28 protein-coding genes and 1 tRNA gene are annotated in these 24304 nt (G+C 58.9%); 13 read left to right on the top strand and 16 right to left on the bottom strand.

The features are described from left to right. Nucleotides 1-30 precede the first annotated feature (30 nt). On the bottom strand, nucleotides 31-534 hold the full coding sequence (gene def, locus ACSQ83_RS08645) for a peptide deformylase (protein WP_414947640.1): 504 nt from the start codon (nucleotides 532-534) through the stop codon (nucleotides 31-33). Between the two features lie 212 nt (nucleotides 535-746). Between def and dprA the strand changes: the two genes are divergently transcribed. The 3 genes from dprA to ACSQ83_RS08630 all read left to right on the top strand — a co-directional run bounded on the left by dprA (nucleotide 747) and on the right by ACSQ83_RS08630 (nucleotide 5446). Beyond that, nucleotides 747-2063: a DNA-processing protein DprA gene (gene dprA, locus ACSQ83_RS08640; protein WP_436227842.1), complete on the top strand. Its 1317-nt coding sequence runs from the start codon at nucleotides 747-749 to the stop codon at nucleotides 2061-2063. 84 nt (nucleotides 2064-2147) lie between these two features. Beyond that, nucleotides 2148-2525, top strand: a complete 378-nt coding sequence (locus tag ACSQ83_RS08635) for a thioredoxin family protein (RefSeq protein WP_436227841.1) — start codon at nucleotides 2148-2150, stop codon at nucleotides 2523-2525. A 272-nt stretch (nucleotides 2526-2797) separates the two neighbouring features. Next, entirely contained in the window at nucleotides 2798-5446 is a 2649-nt protein-coding gene (locus ACSQ83_RS08630; RefSeq protein WP_414947642.1) for a DNA topoisomerase III, read from the top strand. Between the two features lie 110 nt (nucleotides 5447-5556). Here the strand turns inward: ACSQ83_RS08630 and ACSQ83_RS08625 are convergent, their stop codons facing one another. Together ACSQ83_RS08625 and ACSQ83_RS08620 are read right to left on the bottom strand one after the other, a co-directional pair. Further along, complete coding sequence (locus ACSQ83_RS08625) at nucleotides 5557-6675, bottom strand: LysR family transcriptional regulator (RefSeq protein ID WP_436227840.1); 1119 nt, start codon at nucleotides 6673-6675, stop codon at nucleotides 5557-5559. 336 nt (nucleotides 6676-7011) lie between these two features. Then, on the bottom strand, nucleotides 7012-8862 hold the full coding sequence (locus ACSQ83_RS08620; RefSeq protein WP_436227839.1) for a phosphoenolpyruvate carboxykinase (GTP): 1851 nt from the start codon (nucleotides 8860-8862) through the stop codon (nucleotides 7012-7014). A gap of 497 nt (nucleotides 8863-9359) precedes the next feature. Between ACSQ83_RS08620 and ACSQ83_RS08615 the strand changes: the two genes are divergently transcribed. After that, on the top strand, nucleotides 9360-10373 hold the full coding sequence (locus ACSQ83_RS08615) for a D-2-hydroxyacid dehydrogenase family protein (RefSeq protein ID WP_414947928.1): 1014 nt from the start codon (nucleotides 9360-9362) through the stop codon (nucleotides 10371-10373). Between the two features lie 7 nt (nucleotides 10374-10380). Here the strand turns inward: ACSQ83_RS08615 and ACSQ83_RS08610 are convergent, their stop codons facing one another. From ACSQ83_RS08610 to ACSQ83_RS08600, 3 genes are read right to left on the bottom strand one after another with little or no spacing between them, the layout of a single operon-like run. Then, on the bottom strand, nucleotides 10381-10857 hold the full coding sequence (locus ACSQ83_RS08610) for an OsmC family protein (RefSeq protein WP_436227838.1): 477 nt from the start codon (nucleotides 10855-10857) through the stop codon (nucleotides 10381-10383). Nucleotides 10858-10881: 24 nt separating this feature from the next. Further along, a complete protein-coding gene (locus tag ACSQ83_RS08605) occupies nucleotides 10882-11757 on the bottom strand; it encodes a patatin-like phospholipase family protein (RefSeq protein ID WP_436227837.1) in 876 nt (291 codons plus the stop codon). Between the two features lie 7 nt (nucleotides 11758-11764). Further along, nucleotides 11765-12169: a PaaI family thioesterase gene (locus tag ACSQ83_RS08600; protein WP_436227911.1), complete on the bottom strand. Its 405-nt coding sequence runs from the start codon at nucleotides 12167-12169 to the stop codon at nucleotides 11765-11767. 251 nt (nucleotides 12170-12420) lie between these two features. On the opposite strand from ACSQ83_RS08600, the gene ACSQ83_RS08595 reads away from it, so the two are divergent. Further along, a tRNA-Lys gene (locus ACSQ83_RS08595) sits at nucleotides 12421-12496 on the top strand. A 309-nt stretch (nucleotides 12497-12805) separates the two neighbouring features. Here ACSQ83_RS08595 and vapC read toward each other — a convergent pair. The 3 genes from vapC to ACSQ83_RS08580 form a co-directional block, all read right to left on the bottom strand. Further along, nucleotides 12806-13210 (bottom strand): type II toxin-antitoxin system VapC family toxin, encoded by a 405-nt coding sequence (gene vapC / locus ACSQ83_RS08590; protein ID WP_414947647.1) that lies wholly within the window; start codon nucleotides 13208-13210, stop codon nucleotides 12806-12808. Beyond that, a complete protein-coding gene (locus ACSQ83_RS08585) occupies nucleotides 13207-13401 on the bottom strand; it encodes a type II toxin-antitoxin system VapB family antitoxin (protein WP_414947648.1) in 195 nt (64 codons plus the stop codon). The genes vapC and ACSQ83_RS08585 overlap by 4 nt, the downstream gene beginning before the upstream one ends. Nucleotides 13402-13772: 371 nt before the next feature. Next, nucleotides 13773-13913, bottom strand: coding sequence for a hypothetical protein (locus ACSQ83_RS08580; RefSeq protein WP_436227836.1), 141 nt, complete (start codon nucleotides 13911-13913; stop codon nucleotides 13773-13775). A gap of 911 nt (nucleotides 13914-14824) precedes the next feature. On the opposite strand from ACSQ83_RS08580, the gene ACSQ83_RS08575 reads away from it, so the two are divergent. Next, nucleotides 14825-15124, top strand: a complete 300-nt coding sequence (locus ACSQ83_RS08575) for a hypothetical protein (protein WP_436227835.1) — start codon at nucleotides 14825-14827, stop codon at nucleotides 15122-15124. Nucleotides 15125-15206: 82 nt separating this feature from the next. Here ACSQ83_RS08575 and ACSQ83_RS08570 read toward each other — a convergent pair whose 3' ends face one another. Then, entirely contained in the window at nucleotides 15207-15566 is a 360-nt protein-coding gene (locus ACSQ83_RS08570) for a helix-turn-helix domain-containing protein (protein ID WP_414947651.1), read from the bottom strand. Nucleotides 15567-15716: 150 nt separating this feature from the next. Here ACSQ83_RS08570 and ACSQ83_RS08565 point away from each other — a divergent pair, with 150 nt between their 5' ends. Together ACSQ83_RS08565 and ACSQ83_RS08560 are read left to right on the top strand one after the other, a co-directional pair. Next, nucleotides 15717-16142 carry a hypothetical protein gene (locus ACSQ83_RS08565; protein ID WP_436227834.1) on the top strand — a complete coding sequence of 142 codons (426 nt, stop codon included), beginning with the start codon at nucleotides 15717-15719 and terminating at the stop codon, nucleotides 16140-16142. Nucleotides 16143-16172: 30 nt separating this feature from the next. Beyond that, nucleotides 16173-16619, top strand: coding sequence for a hypothetical protein (locus tag ACSQ83_RS08560; RefSeq protein WP_436227833.1), 447 nt, complete (start codon nucleotides 16173-16175; stop codon nucleotides 16617-16619). A gap of 29 nt (nucleotides 16620-16648) precedes the next feature. On the opposite strand, the gene ACSQ83_RS08555 is transcribed toward ACSQ83_RS08560, so the two are convergent. After that, a complete protein-coding gene (locus ACSQ83_RS08555; protein WP_436227832.1) occupies nucleotides 16649-16879 on the bottom strand; it encodes a hypothetical protein in 231 nt (76 codons plus the stop codon). A gap of 523 nt (nucleotides 16880-17402) precedes the next feature. Between ACSQ83_RS08555 and ACSQ83_RS08550 the strand changes: the two genes are divergently transcribed. Together ACSQ83_RS08550 and ACSQ83_RS08545 are read left to right on the top strand one after the other, a co-directional pair. Continuing rightward, nucleotides 17403-17720, top strand: coding sequence for a type II toxin-antitoxin system PrlF family antitoxin (locus ACSQ83_RS08550; RefSeq protein ID WP_436227831.1), 318 nt, complete (start codon nucleotides 17403-17405; stop codon nucleotides 17718-17720). After that, the gene (locus tag ACSQ83_RS08545) at nucleotides 17720-18196 is read left to right on the top strand and encodes a type II toxin-antitoxin system YhaV family toxin (protein WP_436227830.1); all 477 of its coding nucleotides are present in this window, start codon (nucleotides 17720-17722) and stop codon (nucleotides 18194-18196) included. Before ACSQ83_RS08550 ends, ACSQ83_RS08545 begins: the two co-directional genes overlap by 1 nt. 254 nt (nucleotides 18197-18450) lie before the next feature. On the opposite strand, the gene ACSQ83_RS08540 is transcribed toward ACSQ83_RS08545, so the two are convergent. The 3 genes from ACSQ83_RS08540 to ACSQ83_RS08530 all read right to left on the bottom strand — a co-directional run bounded on the left by ACSQ83_RS08540 (nucleotide 18451) and on the right by ACSQ83_RS08530 (nucleotide 20893). Continuing rightward, a complete protein-coding gene (locus ACSQ83_RS08540; RefSeq protein ID WP_436227829.1) occupies nucleotides 18451-19716 on the bottom strand; it encodes an MFS transporter in 1266 nt (421 codons plus the stop codon). A gap of 40 nt (nucleotides 19717-19756) precedes the next feature. Beyond that, nucleotides 19757-20320, bottom strand: coding sequence for an isochorismatase family protein (locus ACSQ83_RS08535; protein ID WP_436227828.1), 564 nt, complete (start codon nucleotides 20318-20320; stop codon nucleotides 19757-19759). A 108-nt stretch (nucleotides 20321-20428) separates the two neighbouring features. Further along, on the bottom strand, nucleotides 20429-20893 hold the full coding sequence (locus ACSQ83_RS08530) for a MarR family winged helix-turn-helix transcriptional regulator (protein ID WP_414947659.1): 465 nt from the start codon (nucleotides 20891-20893) through the stop codon (nucleotides 20429-20431). 607 nt (nucleotides 20894-21500) lie between these two features. On the opposite strand from ACSQ83_RS08530, the gene ACSQ83_RS08525 reads away from it, so the two are divergent. Then, nucleotides 21501-21791 (top strand): hypothetical protein, encoded by a 291-nt coding sequence (locus ACSQ83_RS08525; RefSeq protein WP_414947660.1) that lies wholly within the window; start codon nucleotides 21501-21503, stop codon nucleotides 21789-21791. A gap of 70 nt (nucleotides 21792-21861) precedes the next feature. Here the strand turns inward: ACSQ83_RS08525 and ACSQ83_RS08520 are convergent, their stop codons facing one another. Both ACSQ83_RS08520 and ACSQ83_RS08515 read right to left on the bottom strand, forming a co-directional pair. Further along, the gene (locus ACSQ83_RS08520) at nucleotides 21862-22032 is read right to left on the bottom strand and encodes a hypothetical protein (RefSeq protein ID WP_414947661.1); all 171 of its coding nucleotides are present in this window, start codon (nucleotides 22030-22032) and stop codon (nucleotides 21862-21864) included. Nucleotides 22033-22335: 303 nt separating this feature from the next. Beyond that, nucleotides 22336-22656, bottom strand: a complete 321-nt coding sequence (locus ACSQ83_RS08515) for a DUF4148 domain-containing protein (protein ID WP_436227827.1) — start codon at nucleotides 22654-22656, stop codon at nucleotides 22336-22338. A gap of 267 nt (nucleotides 22657-22923) precedes the next feature. On the opposite strand from ACSQ83_RS08515, the gene ACSQ83_RS08510 reads away from it, so the two are divergent. Continuing rightward, nucleotides 22924-23109: a hypothetical protein gene (locus ACSQ83_RS08510; protein ID WP_414947663.1), complete on the top strand. Its 186-nt coding sequence runs from the start codon at nucleotides 22924-22926 to the stop codon at nucleotides 23107-23109. A 154-nt stretch (nucleotides 23110-23263) separates the two neighbouring features. Then, nucleotides 23264-24196, top strand: a complete 933-nt coding sequence (locus ACSQ83_RS08505; protein WP_436227826.1) for a 2-hydroxyacid dehydrogenase — start codon at nucleotides 23264-23266, stop codon at nucleotides 24194-24196. Nucleotides 24197-24304: the final 108 nt, after the last annotated feature.

The following is a 24304-nucleotide window of genomic DNA, read 5'->3' as shown; positions in this document are numbered from 1 at the left end:
TTCCAGCATCAGTCTTAATGAATCGACGCGTCACAGCGCCTTTTCGAGTTTTCTCATCTTGCCGCGAATTCGCGTCTGCTTAAGCGACGACAAGTATTCGACAAACACGCGCCCCATCAGGTGATCCATTTCATGCTGGATGCACACGGCGAGCAACTCGTCGCAGTCGATTTCGAACGTCTCGCCCTTCTCGTTCAGCGCGCGCACGCGGACCTTTTCCGGGCGCTCGACGAAGTCGTAAATGCCCGGCACCGACAAGCAGCCTTCCTCGTGATCCTTCTTCTCGTCACTCGACCAGATGATCTCCGGATTGATGAAGGCCTGAAGCTGGTCGTGCGTGTCCGATGTGTCGATCACGATCACGCGTTCATGCACGTCAACCTGGGTCGCGGCAAGGCCGACGCCAGGCGCCGCGTACATGGTTTCAGCCATGTCGGCGACAAGCCGGCGAATCCGGTCATTGACGACCTCTACGGGCTTCGCGACCTTGTGCAGACGCTTGTCCGGGTACTTGAGTATGTTGAGCAGAGCCATGATTCAGATTATCGACGCACGCCGCAGCGCGCGATAGTCGGCCATTCGGCCAGGTTGTAAAAGAGTGCCGGTATCGGGAAGATGATTGGGCCGAAACGCGGCGCTTCAACGTCGTTTCTGCGCCGCTCGTGGGGCGGCAACGCGTAGTCCGAACAGCCGGAAATCAGGCCGCTCGACAATCCTTTCGTATTTCGGAATATGAAAATTTTAACATGACACCTTTCCTGCTGCCGACGGCCGACGCCACGCCCTGTCTGGGCGAAACCGATTTACAGGACCTTTCAGCGTGGCTGCGGCTAGCGAACGCGAGCGGTTTGCCGCCCATCGCGCTGCGTGCATTGCTTGCAGAATTCGGCGGGCCGCAGGCGGTATTGAACCAGCCATTCGGTGCGCTTGCGGGTATCGCCGGCGAGAAAGCTGCGCATGCCGTGCTGGGTCCTCCGCCACGCTCGGAACTCGGCTCATTCGACGAATGCCTGGCGCGCACGCTCGAGTGGGCGTCGGTTCCAGGCAACAGAATCGTCACGCTTGCTGATTCAGCGTACCCGCCTGCGCTTCTGACCATGCCCGATCCGCCACCGCTGCTATATATAAAGGGCCGGCTGGACCTGCTCCAGGCGCGAGCAGTTGCGATCGTCGGCAGCCGGAGTGCAACGCCTCAAGGTATTGATGACGCCCGCCGCTTCGCGCACGCCCTTTCCGAGGCGGGCCTCGCGATTGTGTCGGGGCTTGCGCTAGGTATCGATGGTGCCGCGCATCGCGGCGGGCTGAGCGGTCCGGGCGGCACGATTGCGGTTATCGGAACGGGTGCGGATCTTGTCTATCCGCCGCTGCATCACGCGCTGGCGCATGAAATTGCGTTGAACGGCACGATTGTGTCGGAGTGGCCGCTCGGCACGCCGGCCCGGCCGGCAAATTTTCCGCAACGTAACCGGCTGATTGCGGGGCTGACGAGTGGCGTGCTGATCGTCGAAGCAGCCATGCGCTCGGGTTCGCTGATCACCGCCCGGCTTGCCAACGAAATGGGGCGCGATGTTTTCGCGATTCCCGGATCGATCCACGCGCCGCAGTCGCGCGGGTGTCATCGGATGATCAAGCAGGGGGCGAAGCTGGTCGAAACGCCCGAGGATATTCTCGAAGAGTTTGGTTTCGCGGTTCCCGCCGTAGTTGCGGAGGCTTCAGTTCCAAAACCACAAAGGCCGGGAAAACCTCGTCCAGCAGAAGACACCAGCACCGAACCGGCTACCAGTGAATTCGCGCTGGAGCTTCAGGACGCGTCAGGCAAAGTTTTCACGGCGCGCGGCGCCAAGCCGGCGAGCGCATCCTGGGCCTCCGCTTCCCTAAAACCTGCCAATCCCGAAGCCGAACGCCTGCTCGATGGGCTTGGACACTCACCCGCGACGCTTGAAATTCTCGCTGAACGGACCGAAATGGATGGCGCAACGTTGCAAAGCCTGCTGCTGCAACTCGAACTGTCGGGGCGAATTGGTGCGTTGCCGGGAGGACGCTTTACCCGGCTCGAACGCTGATTTTTCGACGCCATGCTACATTCGCGACAAAATCCGCTTCCAGCAAGACCCACATATTACCGACGAAAAGGATCGCAAGGAACCATGCCCGCGCTGAATCTCGACACCGACGCTGATCAGATTGCCGAGCGCCTGGCCAGCGCCGGCACGCTGCTCGTCGCCTGCCTGTGCGCCGAATGGTGCGGGACGTGCCGCGATTATCGCGAGAGTTTCAACCTGCTCGCCGATGCCCATCCGGACATCTGCTTTGCATGGATCGACATCGAGAACCAGGCGGATCGCTTCGATGACCTCGATGTGGAAAATTTTCCGACTGTGTTGATCGAAGACGCCGTGACAACCCGTTTTTTTGGAACGGTGTTGCCGCAAACGTCCATTGTTGCGCGCATGTTGACCGACTTGAGCGCGTTGCCGGGTATGGTGGGTGCACCGAAGATCCGGCCCGCGCTGGTCGCCGCGTGAACTGACGCGTGAGACGACGTTTGCATCAGCGGGTGAATCAGATCAACCGGCTGGAACACCATGCGCACCTAAGCGCATCCGTAAGCTGAAACGGCTTTTGCGCTTGCATCACAAAGCGCCCACATTCACCGTTCGGCATCCCGCGTTTCATCAAATGCCAGACCGCGCGCCGCACGCCATATGCTATAAAGCGGACGTTAACGGGTCCGAACCGTGGTGGCGCAAGCCGCCCAAACCCGGCCTCAATGCCAGTCCCTAACTAGAATCGAGTCATGTCCAAAGCCCTGATCATCGCTGAAAAGCCTTCTGTCGCGAACGACATCGCGCGCGCTTTGGGCGGCTTCACCAAGCATGACGAATATTACGAAAGCGAAGACTACGTGCTGTCGTCGGCTGTCGGCCACTTGCTCGAAATTGCCGCTCCGGAAGAGTACGAGGTCAAGCGCGGCAAGTGGAGTTTTGCCAATTTGCCCGTCATTCCGCCGCATTTCGACCTGAATCCGATCGCGAAGAGCGAATCGCGGTTGAAAGTGCTGACCAAGCTGCTCAAGCGAAAGGACGTCGATCGCCTGATCAATGCCTGCGACGCGGGGCGCGAAGGCGAGTTGATTTTTCGCCTGATCGCGCAGCACGCAAAAGCCAAACAGCCGGTGCAGCGCCTCTGGCTCCAGTCGATGACCGCCGGCTCCATCCGTGACGGTTTCGCGAACTTGCGCAGCGACGCCGACATGCAGCCGCTGGCCGACGCCGCTCGTTGCCGGTCGGAGGCCGACTGGCTCGTGGGCATCAACGGCACGCGCGCCATGACAGCGTTCAACAGCAAGGGCGGTGGTTTCTTCCTGACAACGGTTGGCCGCGTTCAGACGCCAACGTTGTCTATCGTCGTGGAACGCGAGGAAAAGATCCGTCGCTTCGTGTCGCGCGATTATTGGGAAGTGCGTGCCGAATTCATTGCCGCGAAGGGCATGTATGAAGGCCGCTGGTTCGACCCGAAATTCAAGCGCGTCGAAGGCGATCCGGAGCAGCGCGACTCGCGGCTTTGGAGCTTGCCGGCCGCTGAAACCATTGTTGCGGCCTGTCGTGGCAAGACCGGTACGGTCACCGAAGAAGCGAAGCCGACCACGCAGATGTCGCCGCTGCTGTTCGACCTGACCAGCTTGCAGCGCGAGGCCAATGGCCGTTTTGGCTTTTCGGCCAAGAACACGCTTGGTCTGGCTCAGGCGCTGTATGAAAAGCACAAGGTGCTGACCTACCCGCGTACCGACGCCCGCGCGCTGCCCGAAGATTACATCCCGACGGTGAAAGACACGCTCGCCATGCTCAAGGAGAGCAACAACTACTTGCCGCACGCGAAGCAGGTGTTGGACAAGGGCTGGGTGAAGCCGAACAAGCGCATCTTCGATAACTCGAAGATCAGCGATCACTTCGCCATCATCCCGACGCTGCAGGCGCCGAAAGCGTTGTCCGAGCCTGAGCAGAAGCTGTACGACCTGGTCGTGAAGCGCTTCCTCGCGGTGTTTTTCCCGGCGGCCGAGTACCTCGTCACCACGCGGATCACCGAAGTCTCGGGCCATCATTTCAAGACCGAAGGCAAGGTGCTGGTTGAACCGGGCTGGCTGCAGGTCTACGGCAAGGAAGTAGGCGGCGAAGAGGCGAATCTCGTGCAGGTTCAGAAGGACGAGAAGGTCGACGTCGAGAAGGTCGCGGCGGTCGGTCTCGTCACGAAACCGCCTGCGCGATACAACGAAGCATCGTTGCTCTCGGCCATGGAAGGCGCGGGCAAGCTCATTGAAGACGAGGAATTGCGCGAGGCGATGGCCGCGAAGGGTCTCGGCACGCCGGCTACTCGCGCGGCGGTTATCGAAGGGCTGCTGGGTGAAAAGTACATGGTGCGCGAAGGCCGTGAGCTGATCCCGACGGCTAAGGCATTCCAGTTGATGACCTTGCTGCGCGGCCTCGGCGTCGAGGAATTGACGGCGCCGGAACTGACTGGCGAGTGGGAGCACAAGCTGTCGCAGATGGAACGCGGCAAGCTCCCGCGCGACGAGTTCATGCAGGAAATCGCGCGCATGACGCAGACCATCGTGAAGCGCGCGAAAGAGTACGACTCCGACACCATCCCCGGCGATTACTCGACGCTCGAAACACCGTGTCCGAATTGCGGCAGCCAGATCAAGGAGAACTATCGGCGATTCGCTTGTACGAAGTGCGAGTTCTCGATGTCGAAGATTCCTGGCGGACGGCAGTTCGAGATTCCGGAAGTCGAGCAGCTGATCAAGGACAAGACCATTGGGCCGTTGTCGGGTTTCCGCAGCAAGATGGGCCGGCCGTTCTCGGCGATCCTGAAGCTGTCTTTCGACGATGAAATCAAGAACTGGAAGCTTGAGTTCGACTTCGGTCAGGATGCAGGCGGCGAAGACGGCGAACCGGTGGATTTCTCGGAGCAGACGCCGGTTGGCGCGTGTCCGAAGTGCCACTCGAAGGTCTATGAGCACGGCATGAGTTATATCTGCGAAAACTCGGTGGCGAACCCGAAGACCTGCGATTTCCGTTCGGGCAAGGTGATCTTGCAGCAGGAAATGTCGCGCGAGCAAATGTCGAAGTTGCTGGAGGAAGGCAGGACGGACTTGCTGACGGGCTTCAAGTCGTCGCGCACCGGCCGGAACTTCAAGGCATTCCTCGTGAAGCAGCCGGACGGCAAGATTGGCTTTGAGTTCGAGAAGAAAGAGCCGAAGCCGGGTGCAAAACCAGCCGTCAAGCGCGGGGCGGCGGCAGCGACTGAAACGGAAGACGAAGGTGACGGCGACGTCGCCGTGGTCGCCAAGAAAACAGCCGTGAAGTCTGCGGCCAAGGCTGCTGCGAAGAAAGCGCCGGCAAAGAAAGTCGCGGCCAAGAAGGCGCCGGCTCGGAAAGCGGGTTAGTTTTCAGTTCTCAGGGGCCTGTCGGTTGGGCCCGCAGCATTAAAAAAGCCCGCGAATCATTCGCGGGCTTTTTTCGTTCATCGTGAAGAAGCCTCACCACTGCGGCCTCCTCAGAAGGGCGAGGGCATCGCCGGCATCGCACGCGAGCGCGACTTGGCGGCCTTGCCAGCGACCTTGTTGTCATCGGCGGAAGGCAAATCGGCTTCAAAACGTGCGCCGCCTTCCGCTTCCGCGTAAGCCGCGTGCGCGACCAGCGGCTCGGAATCGCGTTCATCGATTGCCGGCGCGCCCGGCTTCACGAATCCGTCCTTCACCCACTGCTCGCCTAGCTGATGATTCGGCGTCTGGCTGAAATGCTCGACAAGGTGATCGATGAAGGTGCGCACCTTCGCGGGCAAATGGCGCCGGCTCGGATACGCGACGTTGATCTCGACCTGCGGCAACTGGTAGTCGCTCAGCAGGCGCACCAGCTTGCCGCGCGTGGTGTCGTTGCCGATCAGGTAGCTCGGCAGGATCGCGATGCCCATGCCCAGCAGCGCAAACTGGCGCAGCATCTCGGTATTGTTCGCGACAATCACGTTCGTCGGCCGCACGCGCACTTCGCCTTCCGGACCCGTGAACACGCGCTCATCGCCGAAATATTCGGACGGCAAACTCAACGACGGATGTTCAGACAAGTCTTGCGGCCGCGTCGGCACGCCATGCTTTTCGAGATATTCGGGCGTAGCGCAGACGGTCAGGCAGCCGGTCGTGAGGCGCCGCGTGACAATGCTCGCGCTGCGCATCTGGCGCGCGATCACAATGCCGACGTCGAAGCCCTCTTCCACCAGATCGACTTGCCGGTCGACCAGCGTGACGTCCGGCACGACTTTCGGATAACGCTCCGTATAGGTCTGCAGCACGGGCGCGAGGTTGTGCAGGCCGAATACGACCGGTGCGACAATTCGTAGCGATCCGACCGGCTCGTGGTTACGTGCAACCACCATTTGTTCGACATCCTCGAGTTCGTCGAGGATCTGGCGGGCGCGTTCCAGGTACACCTGGCCCGATTCGGTCAGCGACAGGCTACGCGTGGTGCGGTTGAGCAGCCGAGTGCCCAGGCGCCCCTCCAGGTCAGCGATATGACGTGTTGCCACTGCATTCGAGATATCCATCGCGCCGGCTGCGCGGGCAAAACTGCCGAGATCCGCCACACGGACGAATACTTTCATCGACTGCAAATGATCCATGAGACAACTCCTGCTGCTAGACGGCCTCTTTTAAATACCAGAAGCAATTCGGAATTATCCTAGGACTCCCGTTTTCGTGCAGAAGTTGCCTTAAATGTGACGTTTTCCAATAAAAGATTTCGGCTTTACCATTCGGTAAGGTGAAACACGGTGCATTGTTGCTAAATTCGGAACGATGTGACTAACAAACGTCCACCGTCATATTTCTGAAAAGCTGGCTGAAGCAATTTTGACGCAGTAAGGCGGGAAATGCATAAGGACCGCTAATGCGGCCCTTATTTCATCGATTATGTCGACTTCCGTCACTAATCGCGCTTAACTAGCTTTCACAAAAAATCAGGCCGATACCCGTTTTTCGATCGCAGCTTTTGTTTCTGCAAGTTCAGCGGGCAGCCCTTGAGCGAGTTTCGTGAACAACTCATCGTGCAGTTCGAGTTCTGCGCGCCATGCCGAGTCTTGCACGGAGATCACGCGCTCGAACTGCTCGCGCGTGAAATCAAGGGCGCCCCAGTCGATGTCCTCGAAGCGCGGCGAAAGCCCGAACGCGTGTTCAACGCCGTGAGCGGTGCCTTCAATACGGCCGATCATCCAGCTCAGCACGCGCATGTTGTCGCCGAAACCCGGCCACACGAACTTGCCGTCCGCGTCCTTGCGGAACCAGTTCACGCAGAAGAACTTGGGCAGTTTGGCATCGAGTTGTTCAAGCCGTTCGCCCATTTTCAGCCAGTGGCCAAAGTAGTCGCTCATGTTGTAGCCACAGAACGGCAGCATGGCGAACGGGTCGCGCCTGACCACGCCCTGCTGGCCGGCCGCGGCGGCGGTGGTTTCCGAGCCCATGGTCGCGGCCATGTAGACGCCCTCGTTCCAGTTGCGCGCTTCCGTGACGAGCGGCACGGTGTCGGAGCGGCGCCCGCCGAAGATAAACGCATCGATCGCGACGCCGGCCGGATTCTCCCAATCGGCATCAATCGATGGACATTGCGCAGCCGGCGCCGTGAAACGCGCGTTCGGATGGGCGGCCTTCTTGCCCGACTCCGGCGTCCAGTCGTTGCCCTGCCAGTCAATCAGGTGTGCCGGCGGCGTGTCGGTCATGCCTTCCCACCAGACGTCGGCGTCGTCGGTGAGCGCCACGTTCGTGAAGATCACGTTCTCCTTGAGCGTCGCCATGGCGTTGAAGTTGGTCTTTTCGCTCGTGCCCGGCGCCACGCCGAAATAACCCGCTTCGGGATTGATTGCGTAGAGCCGCCCGTCGCGGCCCGGCTTGATCCAGGCAATGTCATCGCCAATGGTCGACACCTTCCAGCCCGCCATGTCCTGCGGCGGGATCAGCATCGCGAAGTTGGTTTTGCCGCACGCCGACGGAAACGCCGCCGCCACGTGATACTTGCGCCCTTGCGGCGACGTCACGCCGAGAATCAGCATGTGTTCGGCGAGCCAGCCTTCGTCGCGTCCCATCGTCGATGCAATTCGCAGCGCGAAACATTTCTTGCCGAGCAGCGCGTTGCCGCCATAACCCGAACCGAAACTCCAGATCTCGCGGCTTTCCGGAAAATGGACGATGTATTTCGTGTCGTTGCACGGCCACGGCACGTCCTTCTGTCCTTGTTCCAACGGCGCGCCGACCGAATGCACGCAGGGCACGAACTCGCCTTCGGCACCCAGCACGTCATGCACCGCGCGGCCCATGCGCGTCATGATGCGCATGTTCGTCACCACGTACGGGCTGTCCGTCAATTCCACGCCGATATGAGCGATCGGCGAGCCGAGCGGACCCATCGAAAAGGGGACGACGAACATCGTGCGGCCGCTCATGCAGCCGTCGAAGAGACCATCCAGCGTGAGGCGCATTTCCGCGGGATTGATCCAGTTGTTGGTCGGCCCGGCCTCTTCGGGGCGCGCCGAGCAGATGAACGTGCGATCTTCGACCCGCGCGACGTCGGACGGGTCCGAGCAGGCGAGATAGGAATTAGGCCGTTTGGCCGGATTGAGGCGTTTGAGCGTGCCGGCATCGACCATGAGTTGCGACAGCCGGTCGTACTCCTCTTCTGATCCGTCGCACCATTCGACGCGGTCCGGCTTCGTCAGCGCGGCGACTTGCTGCACCCAATCGATGAGTTTCTGATTCTTCACGTACCCCGGCACGTCGTTGTCGGCGACGTGTTGATCTACTACTGCGGGCTGGTTCATCGAGCACACTCCGTTCTTGGAAGAGAAAACGGTTTGCAACTCGCCGGCGCTGCTCGCGAGAGGCGCATTCCGGTCGCGGTTCATCTGCACGGAGGAATTCACGTAGCAGACGGAGCGACACAAAAACAAGGCATGCGTCGGGGAGTTGTCTAGACTTGAAGGCGACTGCCGTCCTGAAATCGCGGCTTGCGTCGGCACGGAACAAGCTGTTAAAAAGGGATAGGAATTGTCTCCATCGTTGCCGGTATTCCGGCGGTAGCGACGCGTGAATGGCTAAACTGCCTGTTCCGCATTCGAAATCTTTCGAACACCATCCGACGACCGGTAAATTCGTCGGGTTCCACCAGCAGCTTAACGCGACGCGATGCCCGTATTTTGGCGAATTCATACGTAATTACCCGATTTCTCCGTAATTACCCGAACTTACCGCGTTGATCCCTGTCCATCCTCGAATTTCTGCAGCACGTTTGATGCCAATCAAAAGCCAATCCATGCCAATCAAAATTGCCATCCTGGACGACTACCAAGACGCCGTTCGCAAGCTCGATTGCTTTAGCCTGCTCGCCGATCACGAGGTGAAAGTATTCAATAACACGGTGCGCGGACTCGGACAGTTGGCTAGCAGACTCTCTGAAGTAGAAGCGCTCGTCTTGATTCGCGAGCGCACCCGGATCAGCTCGCAACTGCTCGACAAACTGCCGCGGCTGCGCATGATCAGCCAGACCGGCAAGGCGGGCGGCCATATAGAACTCGATGCCTGTACCGAACGGGGCATTGCCGTGCTGGAAGGCAGCGGCTCACCCATCGCGCCGGCTGAATTGACCTGGGCGTTGATCATGGCTGCGCAGCGCCGGATTCCTCAGTACGTCGCGAACCTGAAGCAGGGCGCGTGGCAGCAATCCGGTCTGAAAACCTCGGCGCTGCCGCCCAATTTCGGCCTGGGCCAAGTGCTTCGCGGCCAGACGCTCGGGATCTGGGGATACGGAAAGATCGGCCAATTGCTCGCCGGTTACGGCAAGGCGTTTGGCATGAAAGTGGTGATCTGGGGCCGGGAGCGCTCACAGGAAGCCGCACGCGCAGACGGCGTGGATGTGGCCGAAAGCCGCGAAGCGTTGTTCGAACAAAGCGATGTGCTCTCGCTGCATCTGCGGCTGAGTGACGAAACGCGCGGCATTGTCACGGCCGCCGATCTGATGCGCATGAAGCCCACCGCGCTGTTTGTGAATACCAGCCGCGCGGAATTGCTCGAAGAAAACGCGCTGCTCAATGCGCTGCATCACAACCGGCCGGGGATGGTGGCTATCGACGTGTTCGAGAGCGAGCCGATCCTGCAGGGTTACAGCCTGCTGCGCATGGAAAACGTCATTTGTACGCCGCACATCGGGTATGTGGAGAAGGAGAGTTACGAGCTCTACTTCTCGGCGGCGTTCAAGAACATCCTGGCCTTCGATGCCGGCGACACATCGAGTGTCGCCAATCCGGAAGCGCTGGTGGGCGGACGTCGTCGATAGCCGATAGTTAGACGGTGGAAATGTCCGTGGTCGGCTCGCATCGGACGGGGAAGTTGACCGAGTTCGCGATGAAGCAGAACTTATGCGCTTCCTCGTGCAGACGGGCGGCCAGCGTCACGTCGCCGCCCGCGCCGATGGTCACTTGCGGGCGCAGGACGACGTCGGTGAAGCGGCCACTTCCTTGCGCCGTTTCTTCCATCGTGCCGAGCGGATCATCCACGTAACCGGTCACCGCGATGCCATTCACGGCGCAAAGGTGCAGGTACCAGAGCATGTGGCACGACGACAGCGACGCGACGAACAATTCCTCCGGGTTGTGGCGCGTGGCGCTGCCGCGAAACGCCGGATCGCTCGATGCCTCGATGGCCGGTTTGTTCGCGACACGCACGAGGTGATCGCGGGAGTACGCGGTGTAGCTTGAGGTGCCGGAGCCCTGATCGCCGGTCCACACAACTTGCAGCGTGTATTTGTGGTGTTTGGTCATCGGTTCAACACTCCTTTTGAGATGCTAGAGATGCGCTGCTGCGCCGAGCAGATCGGGCAAGCGTGTCAGGAATTGCTCACCATCGTTGCGGCCCAGGTCGTATGCAGGGCGCATTAGCGACGGGCTCGTGTAATCCCATGCCGAAATTGGCACCTTGCGCGACGGCTGCACATACACGCGACGCTGGTCGCGATTCGCGCCGTGCTCCACGACAAACATCTGCGGTCGCGGATACACGCGCGTCACCATCACGAGAACGAGTCCCGGCGATGCGTCCAGCGCGCCGACCGGCACATTGTCGACCATGCCGCCATCGAGCACTGGCCGCCCGTTCCGGCGCATGACGGGCGTGAACGGCGGCGTACACGATGATTGCAGGATCAGGTCGGCGAGGTCATCGACGGTCGCGCAGTCTTGCGCCTTCACGAATTCCGGATGAAAACCGAGGGACTGGCCGAGTGTCGGATGCAGCTTCTTGCGCACGTACTTTTCGATGTTATAGGCAATCAGCCCCGCGGCCACCGCGCTGCGGGCGCCTAGCCAACGCGGCAAATGCGATACGCCGATACGAATTTCCGGCGCGTTTTCCAGCGATGGAAACCCGGCGCCGTAGATATCGAGTAGTGCCTGCCTGTAGATCCGATAGTGCGGGAACACCGATTGGCCGCGCAGCAAATTGCCCCAATACGCGTTCTTTGGATTGTCGCGCAGCGCGTGCGCGTAATAGTCCATCACCCATTCGGAGTGGTTCAGATACAGCATGCAGGCCGTGGCCGCGCCGGCCGAAATGCTGGTGATCACGCGCGGGCGCAGGTTGAGTTCCGGCTGGACAATGTCCCAGAAACCGGCCTGCCACCAGCAGCGGTTACCGCCGCCGGCGAATACGACTTGATCGAACATAGGTTTTTTAGGTGACAAGCATGACCGTGGTGGTCGCGTGAGCGGCGAGCGCGCCGGTTTCATCGTGGAGTTCGATTTCGCCGAAGACCAGGTTGCGGCCGCGGCGCAGGATTGACGCTGTTACCAGGACATCGCCCGTTTTTACGGGGCGCAGGAAGCTTGTAGTGAGCGAGACGGTGGTCATCGGCTGGAAACCACCTAGTGCGTGCGCGATGGCGACGATCATGGTGGTATCGGCGGCGGCCATGAAAACCTGGCCGCAGATCACGCCGCCCACGTGACGAAGTTTGTCCGCCTGCGGCAAGCGCAGGGTGACGCTGGTATCGGTGGAGCTTTCCGGCGCCAAGCCCAGGTCGCGGATCCACGGCGCGAAGGTGGTATCGAGCAAAACGCGGATGGCGGATTTGTCCATGGGGTTGGGTTTATTGATGATCGGGTCGCGCCGCTGCTTTCGTGCGGTTGAATGGTCCGCAGAAAGGGCGTCCGTCATGATAACGGCTCGTGACAATTGCTCGAAGCGGGGCTTTTTGGGATAGACGATAGGCACCTGAGCCATGTGTCATGGGGCTTACAGACGTCCGCGAGACGGTTTATTTCAGTTTTTGAGTTGCGGATAGTTGCGTAATCGACGAAAACGTAGCTATAATTCGGATTCAGTTTTTTGGGGCGTTAGCTCAGCTGGTAGAGCAGCGGACTCTTAATCCGTAGGTCGACAGTTCGAATCTGTCACGCCCCACCAAGTATTTAAAAGGGTTCCGAGCGATCGGAGCCCTTTTTCTTTTCAACGCAAAACCATCGTTGCCTTCTTTTTGTCTGCCGTGCCGATTGGACTGACGCCGAGGCGTATCCCAGTATTGAGCAAACCGACCAGCGGGATTTCCTCGTGCGACTTGAGCTCCCTAGTGGGAGTGCGGTCAAGCAGAGCCGGCCTTTGATGTGCGTCTCGATCGCCGCCTGACACAGGAAACGGGCGAAACGGACGATGCGGTCGCCCCAAATCCCGGAAGCGGAATACAGGCGTGGGTTGCGCACGCAATCGTCGACCTGATCAGTCGTCCAGTGCAGCTGATCTAAGGCCTAGGTAATCGACAAAAGGATTGAAGTCCCTGTCGCTGAACAGCAGCGAAACGCCATTCTCGATGCAGTAAGTTGCGATCAGCGTATCGATGGTTTTCCGGATCGTCACGCCCTGCGCTCTCAAGGCACGGTAATTTCGCGCAGCCTGAACAGCGTTATCAGGGCCGACGAGCGACACAACGCTCAGGCGCGTCGTCATCAGTTGCCTGGCTGTGTTGAATTCGGACTCGGCCGAGAAGCCCTGTAATACTTCCGCTACGATCAGGTCACCGGTTAGCAGCGCTTCCATGATCAGCAAGGCGTCGAGTTTGTCGGTTTCCGGCGAGGTCACGCCCCGAAAATAATCGATCCAGACGCTCGAATCAACGAGCGTCATCGATCCGTTCTCATTGCATCAAGATCGCCTTCCCAGTGAAGCTTCCCCCGGAACTGGCGGATCTGTTCCTGCTGTTTGAGCCGGATGATCGTCTTCAGGCCGAGTTCGACAGCTTCCCGCTTGGTCTTGACGCCTGTCGCGGCGAGTGCTTCGGCCATCAGCATGTCGTCGATGTCGATGTTGGTGCGCATGGCATACCTCGCAATGTGTATAGTCTATTTAAATTATACACATCTCGAACTTACGCAAATTTCATTCGAGCCGTCGGATTATTGAACTGCTGACGGAGGAAATCATCGAGCATCTGGTGTTTGGCCTGATGGACGGTAAGCGACATCCATCTCCGTTAGGCCCATCCAACGTGCCGCCGCCCCAGTCATATGCAACCATCGGTGACCGTGCTGACGCCGCAAGCTCAGCCGTCAGTTCATGATGCTTGATATTCATGCGCAAGGGGGACGGTACTGCGCCCCAGGGCGCGAAGCGGCCCTGCTCACGATCTCGCAGAGCAGCGACCGGCGTCCAACGCACAGCAAACGTAGATCGGCTCACGCCAGACGCTTCACGCCTGCCGCACGAGCATCTGTTCGGGAGTGTTCACACGACCGACACGCGCCTTAGCTTGCTCAAACGCCTGGCGCAGATCCGGCAGCGGCGCGCCGGCATCGACCTCGATGGCCGTGGCGATTTTCTCGATGTACATCACGCCACCTTTCGGATGTCCTTGGGAAGCATGATCTCGCGCTCGGCCTTGGCATAGGGCGCCACGAGCAACAGGATTTCCTCATCGGTTTGATTGAGTAGATCACGCGGGTGCCGCGAGACTTGCCGGTACCTTCGCGCTTCCAGTAAACCTAACGAGCACCATCGTTGCCCGGGATCAAATCCCCCGCATCAGGGTTTGCGGCGATCCAAGTGATCAAGCCGAAGCGCTCGGCCTCGGACCAGACACGCTCAGCTTACTTCTGGAAGAGAGGGGTTTCGATCACGGCCGTCGGAAGTCTTGCCATGCAGCCAAAGAGAGCAGATGCGCCGCTGCGGCCCTTCGGATAGAAGATTGGAGCAAACACCTTGGCCAAAATTTGACCAAAGTAGGCAAAAATTACCTCAAAAAGGGCTTAAAGCTCAGTCCGTTTGTGGAAGGCTACCACTGCAAGTGGTTTGATTTTGCTGAAGTTATATTCTTGCCTATTTGCTGCAGATGGAACTCCTAATCCGTAGGTCGACAGTTCGAGTCTGTCACGCCCCACCAAGTATTTAAAGGGTTTGTGAGCCGTGCGCTTGCAAACCCTTTTTCGTTTCAAAGCAGTTCGGCCGGTTCTTTGCCCCACTCCCTGCACCCGATAGCTTTTATCGAGCGGGAATGAGCAGAAATTTAAGGATCGGATGCGTCAATTCGAAACGTCACAGCATGAGCCCCCAGATGTGCTCCGATGCGCCAACGCGCTGAGTGAGGAGTCGGCGTGCTCGCCAATCCGGGGAGGCTTTTTCCTCGAAAGAAGCGGTGTTGCGCTACGCCCATGACGCTTTGGAAGGGGGTGAATTAGCCTCTCGATGCCGGTGTTAGGGCTTAGATGGCGCCAAAGTTTTCGTGCGGACGTCGAAAACCAGCCCATGAAAAACAATAGACCCCTCGAAATCATCCTCGGCGGCTCGGTGGACATGGAAGCGCAGTCGCACGGCTTGTCGGTGGCGGCGATCCGCAACGCCCAGGGCAAGAAGAACCCTGGCGACTTCCCCGTCGATTCGACTGAATGGCATCGGGTGTGCGAGGAATTCGTTAGTGACGTGTATGTGACGCTCGGCGGAGATCCGAACGACATGTGGGACGATTCCGCATTTTTCGAGCTTGGCTACGAGAGCGAAGAAGGCTATCAGCAGGCGCTGGACGAAGAGTTGCGCCATCAGACCTAAGGTCTCCACCGCCAGAATTAATAACCCATCTGCAAAGCCCTTCCCGTTGATACCGTCGGAAAGGCCTGGAAACGCGTTGCCTTTACCCGGGTTCCGCCTCCCCGGTGTTTTCTTTGTCCTCCGGTGCACCAATGATCGCCGCCACGAGCCCCAGTACTCCCCTCTTTTCCCGGGGTTTAAGCTCGCGATAGCCGGCGAGCAACCGTTCCTCGTCGCTATCGAGCGCGAGAGTTGACTGGTCAGACGTACGTCCAGTCAGGAGATACAGCACGTCGACGCCAACCTCCGCGATCCCCGCCAGATAGCCGGCATCCGGATATCTCAACCCTTTCTCGTAGTTGAGCTGCGCATGCTTCTGCACACCGCCAGCATTCGCCAGCACCGCCTGGTTCAGGCCCAGCCGACGTCGCTCCTGCTTCAGTCGCGACGGGAAGGTATCCATTTGTGAAACTTGTCTTGAAATATTCACGTTTAGATACTATTGTTGGTGGTATATCCAATTGGCTACCTGATGATGGTATCGCGCCTAGCGCGATACGCACCTGTTTTACGCTTCTACAATCGTTCGCGTCTATCCGAAAGGGGAAATGTCATGCTGCACAACTACGAAATTCGCGGTGCCCTAGCGGTCCGCGCCGGCTTCAGACACGCCCACGCGCAACAGCTCGCTGAAAGCCTTGCCAAGCCGGCCGACGTCTATTTCGCTACCGATGCGGTGACCCATTCGCTCGTGATACGCGTGCGTGGTGCGCTCTCGCCAGACGCACAGCAGTCGATCGAAGACGCGCTCGCACGGTTTTCGCAGAAATGGTCTGCGGCCGGCGCGATCTTCGTCCGGCAACGCTATGGCGAGTCGTCGTTCGTTGCGTTCGGGCTTTCAGCCCATGTCGAACTGCTCGACGAACTTGCCGATCTTCGCCTCCAGCTGGAAGCGCTAGTGGGGCGTCACGCCTTCGTTCTGGGCCAACTGGGCGCGACGGCCACCGAAACCAGAACGGGGCCGGTCGCCGACGACTAACACGACTTCAAGCATACAAGGATAACTGCCATGGAAAACGGAACGTACATCCTCTCGGGCTCGCTGCCCGTGCATGACGACCTCGAAGTGGAACAGATCGAACGGATCAGGCAACACCTCGGTGGCATCGCCACAGTGTATCTGGCGCACGATCAGACCGCGCATGCGGTATCTCTGCATATCTCCGGCACGATGCTTCGGGATGATGCCCGCATCATCGAGAAACGGATCGAGAAATTCGCCGAAGAAAACGGCACCGCCGGCGCCATCCTCCTGAGCGAATGGAACGGCCTGTCGGACTGGCTCATGGTCGGGTTGAACTGGCATGTGCAATGTCTGCTCAAGCTCGATGCCGTGCAGGAACAGTTCGCAAGACTCGTGGAACGCGACTTCGATTTCCTCGTGCGACTTGATCCAGCCAACGGGAACGCGGCCCGTGAGGGCCGGACGTTGATGTGCGTGTCGGTCGCGACGTGAGCATCGCAGCCATCGTCCGGAATCCTCGATCAGGAGGGGGACGACCCTCCTAACTGAGCTGGGAGTGTGCTGCCCTGCCAGCCCGAAGCAACATCGCTGCGACATCCAACATCCGGCGGACCAGCCTGAACGCTGGACATGATGATCTCGAAATGCTCGAGAAAAGCGGAATCGATGTTCGGACGTTTGATGTAGGGCGCGATTTCGTAGAAAAGTTCGTGTAGCTGCTGGCGGTTATTCATGTAGTTCTTGATTTTCATCGACCGCTCCTTGTGGCTTGGTGGACACCTAAATTGTGTCGGCACGTGCGTCTCATCATGTTAGGAGCGCCCGAATTACCGGAGCCTATCGCGAAAGCACTGGGACGCTAGCCACCCGTTTACTGGTCCGGTGCTCTGACTGACCCGGCAGCGCTGCGTGGCTCGATTCAGGGCGGCTTTGCTGTGCGCTTAACGTCGACCTGATAGCGATCCGCCGCCCTGTTTGAGTCGGACCACGAGCTTGTCGACAGCTTTCGGCGTGTTCACGATTCCACCGACATATACGACAGCGATGGTGTGACTATGCACATTCAGAGCAACCTACTGGCCAACATGTGCGTGATCTGCCCCCTCAATGCGGCTCTAGCTGCTGGTTTGCTCCGTCTCAAGCTTAATCCGCATACATATTGAAGTGTGGCAGGCCGATACATGATATTGGCCGCCTAAACCAGCTTGACATTGTAAGGAATATTCCTTACAATGAAAGGAAGTTTTCAGGAGAATGCCTTTTCAGGAGAATGCCATGTCCACCCTACACGAGTTTGCGACGATCACCTCCAAGGGACAAATCACATTGCCCAAGCCCATTCGCCAGGCCCTTGGGGTTGATACGGGCAGCAAGGTCGCATTCGACCTGCACGATGATGGGCACATTACTGTCAGCCGTGCAGATGCTGAGCACGAAGATCCGGCTATCCGCGCGTTCCTGGCGCTGCTGGCCCAAGACGTCCAGCACGGTCGCCATGTCCACGGGGTATCTGATGAACTAGCTAAGGCGATGCTGCGGCATGCAGAATTCGCCGATCTGAGCGAGGACATAGCCGGCGACGTGGCTATCTGATGCAGCAACATGGTTGGACGCTGCTGTTCCACGATTGCATCATTGGGCAGCTACAGGCATTGCATGCTGCCGTTCAGCGTGCAGAGCAAAACGACCCGACGGAATTCGAGTCCAATGCGAACGTCAAGTTGTTTCGTGCCATGAGTCAGTTGATTACTGACATCGTGCCAGGCGATCCCTCTCGCGATGAGTACCGACAGGGCAATACCTTGGGTGCTGCTTACCGACACTGGCGGCGAGCCAAGATCGGAAGGCGGTTTCGCTTGTTCTTTCGCTACGACTCGAAGGCGCGCATCATCATCTACGCTTGGGTAAATGATGCGGAAACCTTGCGGTCGTCCGGCAGCAAATCTGACCCGTATGCCGTATTCGAGAAAATGCTCGGTCGTGGCAATCCACCGGATGATTGGGATGCCTTGCTGGCAAGTGCACAGGCGGGCTGGCCATCGTTGAAATCAAACTTGACCGCAACTTGACCAAAGTAGGCCGAATTGACCCCAAGAGGCCTGAAAGTGGATCTGGCTAGTGAATGGCTTCCGCTGGAACTCTCTGATTAGACTGCACTTTTACTTCTGCCTATTTGCAAATGGCGGGACTGTTAATCCATAGGTCGACAGTTCGAATCTATCCCGTCCCACAAAAGATTCATGTAAAAAGCCCAGTCTCGGTGACTAGGCTTTTTGTTTTGTGGCGTCGCTCGACGCCGCTTGCCGGATCCCTCACATCCCTCTCAAACCACCGCATCCCCTTCATCGATACTAAACCGCACTCTCCCCGCATCGATAAACACCCTCAACTGCCGATACCTTACCAAGTACCGCACTCCAACAATCGCCGCCGCGAATCCCGCCGCTGCTGCTACGCCGAGCGCCCAACGCGGGCCGAAGGTATCGGCGACCCAACCTACAACTGGCGCGCCTAAAGGCGTTCCACCCAACGCTATCGCCAGGAAAATTGCCATCACGCGACCGCGCATGGCGGGCTCGGTGGACAGCTGCATCGTGCTGTTTGTCGTCGTGGTGATGGTTTGCGCGGACACGCCAATGACCACCAGCGCAAGACCAAAGAACCCGTAGCTCGGCGCGATCGCCGCCAGCGCACAGCCACCGCCGAAGACCGCGGTACTCGCGAACAATACGGCAATCCGCGGCTTCGCCCGTCTCGCGGCGAGTAGCGCGCCCGCAATTGTTCCGATCGCCATGATCGATGTCAGGAGTCCGTATTGACTCGCTCCAGCATGAAAGACGGTGACGGACATCGTGGAGATGAAAATCGGGAAATTGAGTCCGAACGTGCCAATCAGAAACAGCATGAGCAACACCGCTTTCAGGTCCGGGCGCTTCCAGACGTATCGAAACCCTTCAGCAAGACTCCCGCGTGCGCGCACAGCCCGCTTGCTCTGATGAAACTCACTAACGCGAAGAAATCCCAGCGAGCAGAGCACTGCGACGAATGACGCCGCGTTGATCAGGAACACCCATCCGGTCCCCACCGATGCAATCAGCACTCCGGCAATGGCAGGACCAATCATTCGCGCGGCGTTGAACGACGTGGAGTTCAGCGCGACTGCATTCGACAGATCGGTTTCGCCGACCAGTTCCGCGACGAAGGTCTGGCGCGCGGGGGCATCGAAGGCGCTGACGCTGCCGAGCAAAAACGCAAACAGGTACACGTGCCACAACTGGACCCATCCGGCGACGGTGAGAATGCCCAGTCCAAGCGCGAGCATCCCCAAAGCCGCCTGGGTGCCGATCAGGAGTTTGCGGCGATCAAGATGATCGGCCGCAAAACCTGTGAAGGGCAGCAAGAGAAGATGCGGACCGAACTGGAGCGCCATGACCACGCCGACCGAGGTCGCATTGTGGTGGGTCAGTTGCGTGAGCACGAGCCAATCCTGGGCCGTTCGCTGCATCCATGTCCCTATGTTGGAGACAATCGCGCCGCCGGCCCAGACTCGGTAATTGAAGCTGTTCAGCGAGCGGAAGGTGCCTTTCACCGGGCGACTCCCGAGGCTGCTATCGCCGCGCTGGACGAGCTCACGCGCGCGTGCTGCCTAGCAGGTCGATAATTTCCCTGGTCGTCCCCGTCTCGCCCAGTCTTGGGAAGATCCGCGTGATGCTGTTGGTGTGGGCATCGGCATTCAAGTCGGTCATGGCGTCGATGGCCAATGTCACGTTGAACCCAAGCTCGTGCGCATAGCGTGCGGTCGATTCGACACCCACACTCGTCGCCACCCCGGCGATAACGACCTGCGTGACACCCAGCCTCTTCAAGTGATCATCGAGACCGGTATTCGTGAACGCACCCCACGTCCGCTTCGTGACGACGTGATCTTCCGGCTGCTGCTTCAGCTCGGGGACGAGATCGGTCCAATCAGCGGGAAGCCCGGCAAGGCTACGCGTCTGCTCGGAGCGGCCCGGCGCGCCGCCTGCAACGTTGACGAGCACAATGGGCAGTCCGTGGCTACGAAACGCGTCGAGTAACTCGGCGGCGTGCTTCACGACTTCATTGGTCGGCTGCGCGGTGGGAAGCGCGACAATGCCCTTCTGCAAATCGATGATGACAAGCGCCGTCTTCCGGTCGAGCGTGGTGACTGCCATGGTGGGTTTTCCTGTCTTCAAGTTGGATGCGACGCGCCCTGCAACCAGACGCGGCAAAGGGTGTTGAGGCGCCGACGAAACAGCTTCTGCTATGCCGGCCTGGAGCCGTCACGAATCGACGAGCCGGTTGAGCAGCGCCACGGTGGTCGCCAATTCCTCTTGCTCCGCAGGCGTGAGCTTGGTTCGAATGGCACGGAACAACCAGTCTTCCCGGGCCGCGCGGCTTGCTTTGATCCATTCGCGACATGCGTCGGTGAGGGACAAAATGGTCTGGCGTCCGTCGGCGGGGTCCGGTGTGCCGGTCACAAACCCGGCCGCTTCGAGACCGGAAACCGTGGCGCCCATGGATTGCGGGCGCACGCCTTCAGCACGCGCAAGCGTGGTGACGGTCGCGGGACCTTCGCGCTCCAGGCAACTGAGGGCTGACATCTGGGACAAAGTGAACTCTCCCAGACTTGCCTCTTCGCGCAACCGCCGCTTCAGCTTGCCAAGTACCACGCGCAATTCCCCTGCGACAACGTGCGCATGGACGACTTCGGGATCGGTGGGTTGGGTTTCGTCGGTCGTGTTCATGAACGAACTCTAGCAGATACGAAGCCAAACTACAAAGTTAAACTTTGCATTCCGGGAGGGAACGCGTCCGCGATCCGGGGCTTCTCCTTGCGCCCAGATGAGTTCGACGCAGGTAATTTTTGGTGACTGCCGGTCGCTGGGGGAAAGTCATCTATTGCAAAAGCGCGCTGTATTACGACGGGAAATTGCGTCGTTAGCTTAATGGTCAGATCTCGCTTATATGCATCCCACCGATGAGATGACGGCAGAAGATTCAGCGGCGATAAATAGATTCATCGATAACAACGCCCTATTCGAAGCCGGCGCAATAACTCCACGTAATTCGCCTCCTTCACGATGAAAATATTTCACGGATACCTCGCAATCGCGTTACCGGGTTCATGGCCGGTAATGGACGATTGCTAACGCACAATTATTCCCGTAAGGATCGCATTTGAAGGGTGCACAAACACTCGACGCGACTCAAAGCGCTCGTTCACAGCCTTACCCAGCGTGCGCCGGACTTTTTGCACGCGTTGTTTCTGTTTTTTTCAATTACTAACAACCACGTTTACCCCAACACGGGAAAATCACTAATCGAAAAACATCGTTTAAACGAGGAGACTAAATGCACGCCATTCCACTCAGCTATAACGATCATGTTTTAGTGCCACTCGCAGCGGGAGAGCGCGGCAGTTTCGCTTCGATGGTCATTGTCACCAAGCCGAACGGCGCACGCTGGGCATCGGGCGTTCTCGGGCACTTCACCGAAGCGGATGACGCCTGCCGGTTTGCTATCGCTTATGGAAAAGCAGAGGTCGACGGGCGGCGACGCCCGCGAGCCGTGAAGTTGTCGGCCAAGTCGGAGCCGGGGACGGCCCGCACGACGGCCCCTTGTACTTCCGGATCCGCGCCATGAGGATGCGCCGCCTAATTCTTCTTTGCCCACTGCGCTTTGCGGGTGGGCTTTTTACTTTTTTGGCGACCCATCAATGCTTGTGGTGCATCCAGCTCATGTGATGTGAATCGAGCCATTCGTGCATGCGTATCCGTCCGCTATCGTCTTCCGGGTGCTCGCGCCGATACCGGCGGCCCATTACGGCAGCTATGCCGATCATGACCGCGAGGCCCACCACAAAACCGATCATCGACTCAGTCATGGCCCCCTCCTTCATGCGCCACAGTCCGCTTACATTCTAGGTCACGCATTTTGAAATGCGAATCGAGCCGTGTAAGCGCTGTCTGCGCGGGGCTTTCGGAACTTGCCTTTTATGTATCTCCGCAATACGTGAACACGCAAAAAAGCCCAGACAAAAGAGCTGGGCAAGTTCACCGGAATAAAACCCGCTCGCGGGAGCTACGAATTCACTTTTTCTGGATATGCTGCGCAAGCGTTGTGCTTGCTTTGCGTTACGCTGGCCGGCGAATTAATTTACTCGCCGACCACTTGGTAATTAATGTGATTAATGACCGTGGTACACCGGCTGCACGTTATCGCCGAATGACGACTGAACGGCGGTACCGGAATCCGCCGATCCATTAGCCACGCCACCGTAGCTGCTGGTGCCGCCGGTTTGGGCGGCCACGCGTGCTTCTGCGGCTTGAATGTTAGCCGGATAGTCGTAATCGTTGGCTGTGCCGGGGTTGTAGCCGGCCTTCTCGATCTGGATCAACTGCGCCTTCACTTCTGCACGCGTCAAAGGTTGTTGGCTGGACTGAGCGAACGAAACAGCCGGGACGGCGAGCACTGCGGCAACTACAACGGCTTGAATGAGCGACTTCATGATACGTACCTCCGAATCTTGTTTTGTCGCGAACAACCTTGTTCGCGTTCTATGGATTCAGTGTAGGTAAGCCGTTTCCGAAAATTAAGCGCGATGAGCGCAAGAGATTATTGTTGTTTTAGGTAGAAACCCTAGGATGGCTGGGGACGGACTTACGATTGGCGTCGCCTGTAATTTCCCGAAACCAATGGGCGACAAGCGACACAATTCCAACCCGAACGATGGCCCGATTTCATCTCTCTAAGCAACTGCAACAGGAGAAAAATCATGGTCAGGCTCTTTCTCGTCTTGGGACTTGCAGTTGGGTTGACGGGGTGCGTCGTCGCCCCGCCTTATGGATATGCGCCGGCGCCAGGGTACGGGTATGCGTACGCGCCGGGGTATTACGCAGCGCCGACGGTTGGCGTGGGGATTGGGTTTGGCGGTGGAGGCTGCTGTTGGCGGGGAAGGTAATGGTCGCAACATGGCTGTCGCAGCGCCGTCAATGAACTCGCCTTTCGGATCTGGGCGCCACGTTCTGAACCTTTTGAACGCCCGTGGGACGTTCCCTACGCCATCTCAAAAAAATGCGAAACTTGGCGCTCCGCTCCTTCGGTCCTCGCGCCCCATGCCGCCCACCATCCTCGTCCTCGTCCCGCTTCGTCCTGAAAGCCATACCCTTATCGCGAACGCCTTCAACGTCATCACAGCGCTTGACCAAGCCGCACTCGATCAGGCACTCACCGATCACGCCGACACAATCCGCGCTGTCCTGACGAACGGCACTATCGGCATTGATGCAGCTTCCATCGCGAAACTGCCGAATCTCGAACTGATCGGTGCGTTGGGTGCGGGCTACGAAAACATCGCGCGCGATGAAGCGAAAGCACGCGGCATCATCGTCGTGAACGGCGCGGGTACCAACGACGATTGCGTCGCCGATCACGCCTTCGCGCTGCTGCTCGGTGTTGTCCGCCAGATCCCCGTGCTCGACCGCGCATGCCGCGCCGGCGTGTGGCGCGACGACCTGCCCTTCCAGCCGAACTTTTCGGGCAAGAAACTAGGTGTGATCGGGCTTGGCAATATTGGCGGGAAGGTGGCAAAGCGGGCGCTGGGATTCGATATCGACATCGGTTATCACAATCGCCGGCCACAACCGGACTCGGCTTATACGTATTTCGACTCGGTGATAGCGCTAGCCGAATGGGCAGATTACCTTGTGGTCGCCACCCCGGGCGGCGGATCGACGAAACATCTGATCAACGCCGACGTGCTCGCCGCACTCGGCTCACAGGGCTACGTGGTGAACGTGTCGCGCGGCAGCGTTGTGGATACCGCCGCCCTCGCAGACGCGCTTGAACGCGGCGTGATAGCCGGAGCAGGGCTCGATGTCTACGAAGGCGAGCCCACGCCGCCCGCGCTGCTGACAGGCTCTGACCGCGTGGTACTGACGCCGCACGTGGGCGGGCGCTCGCCGGAGGCGGTGGCGGCATCGGTCCAGATGTTCGTCGATAACGCCACGCGGCACTTCGCCGGTGATGCCGTACTGACACCTGTTTGAAAGCTGCCGTGAGGGTGCCCGGCGAGGTTCGCCCTGATCCCGTATCGTGTCGGACTATCGCCGATCACGTCCAATCCTAAAAAACTGTGTCAGACCAGACCTCTCTCC

It is taken from the genome of Caballeronia sp. LjRoot29 (genome assembly GCF_964252755.1).
Taxonomy (GTDB): domain Bacteria; phylum Pseudomonadota; class Gammaproteobacteria; order Burkholderiales; family Burkholderiaceae; genus Caballeronia.
This window is presented reverse-complemented; position numbering and strand designations above follow the sequence as displayed.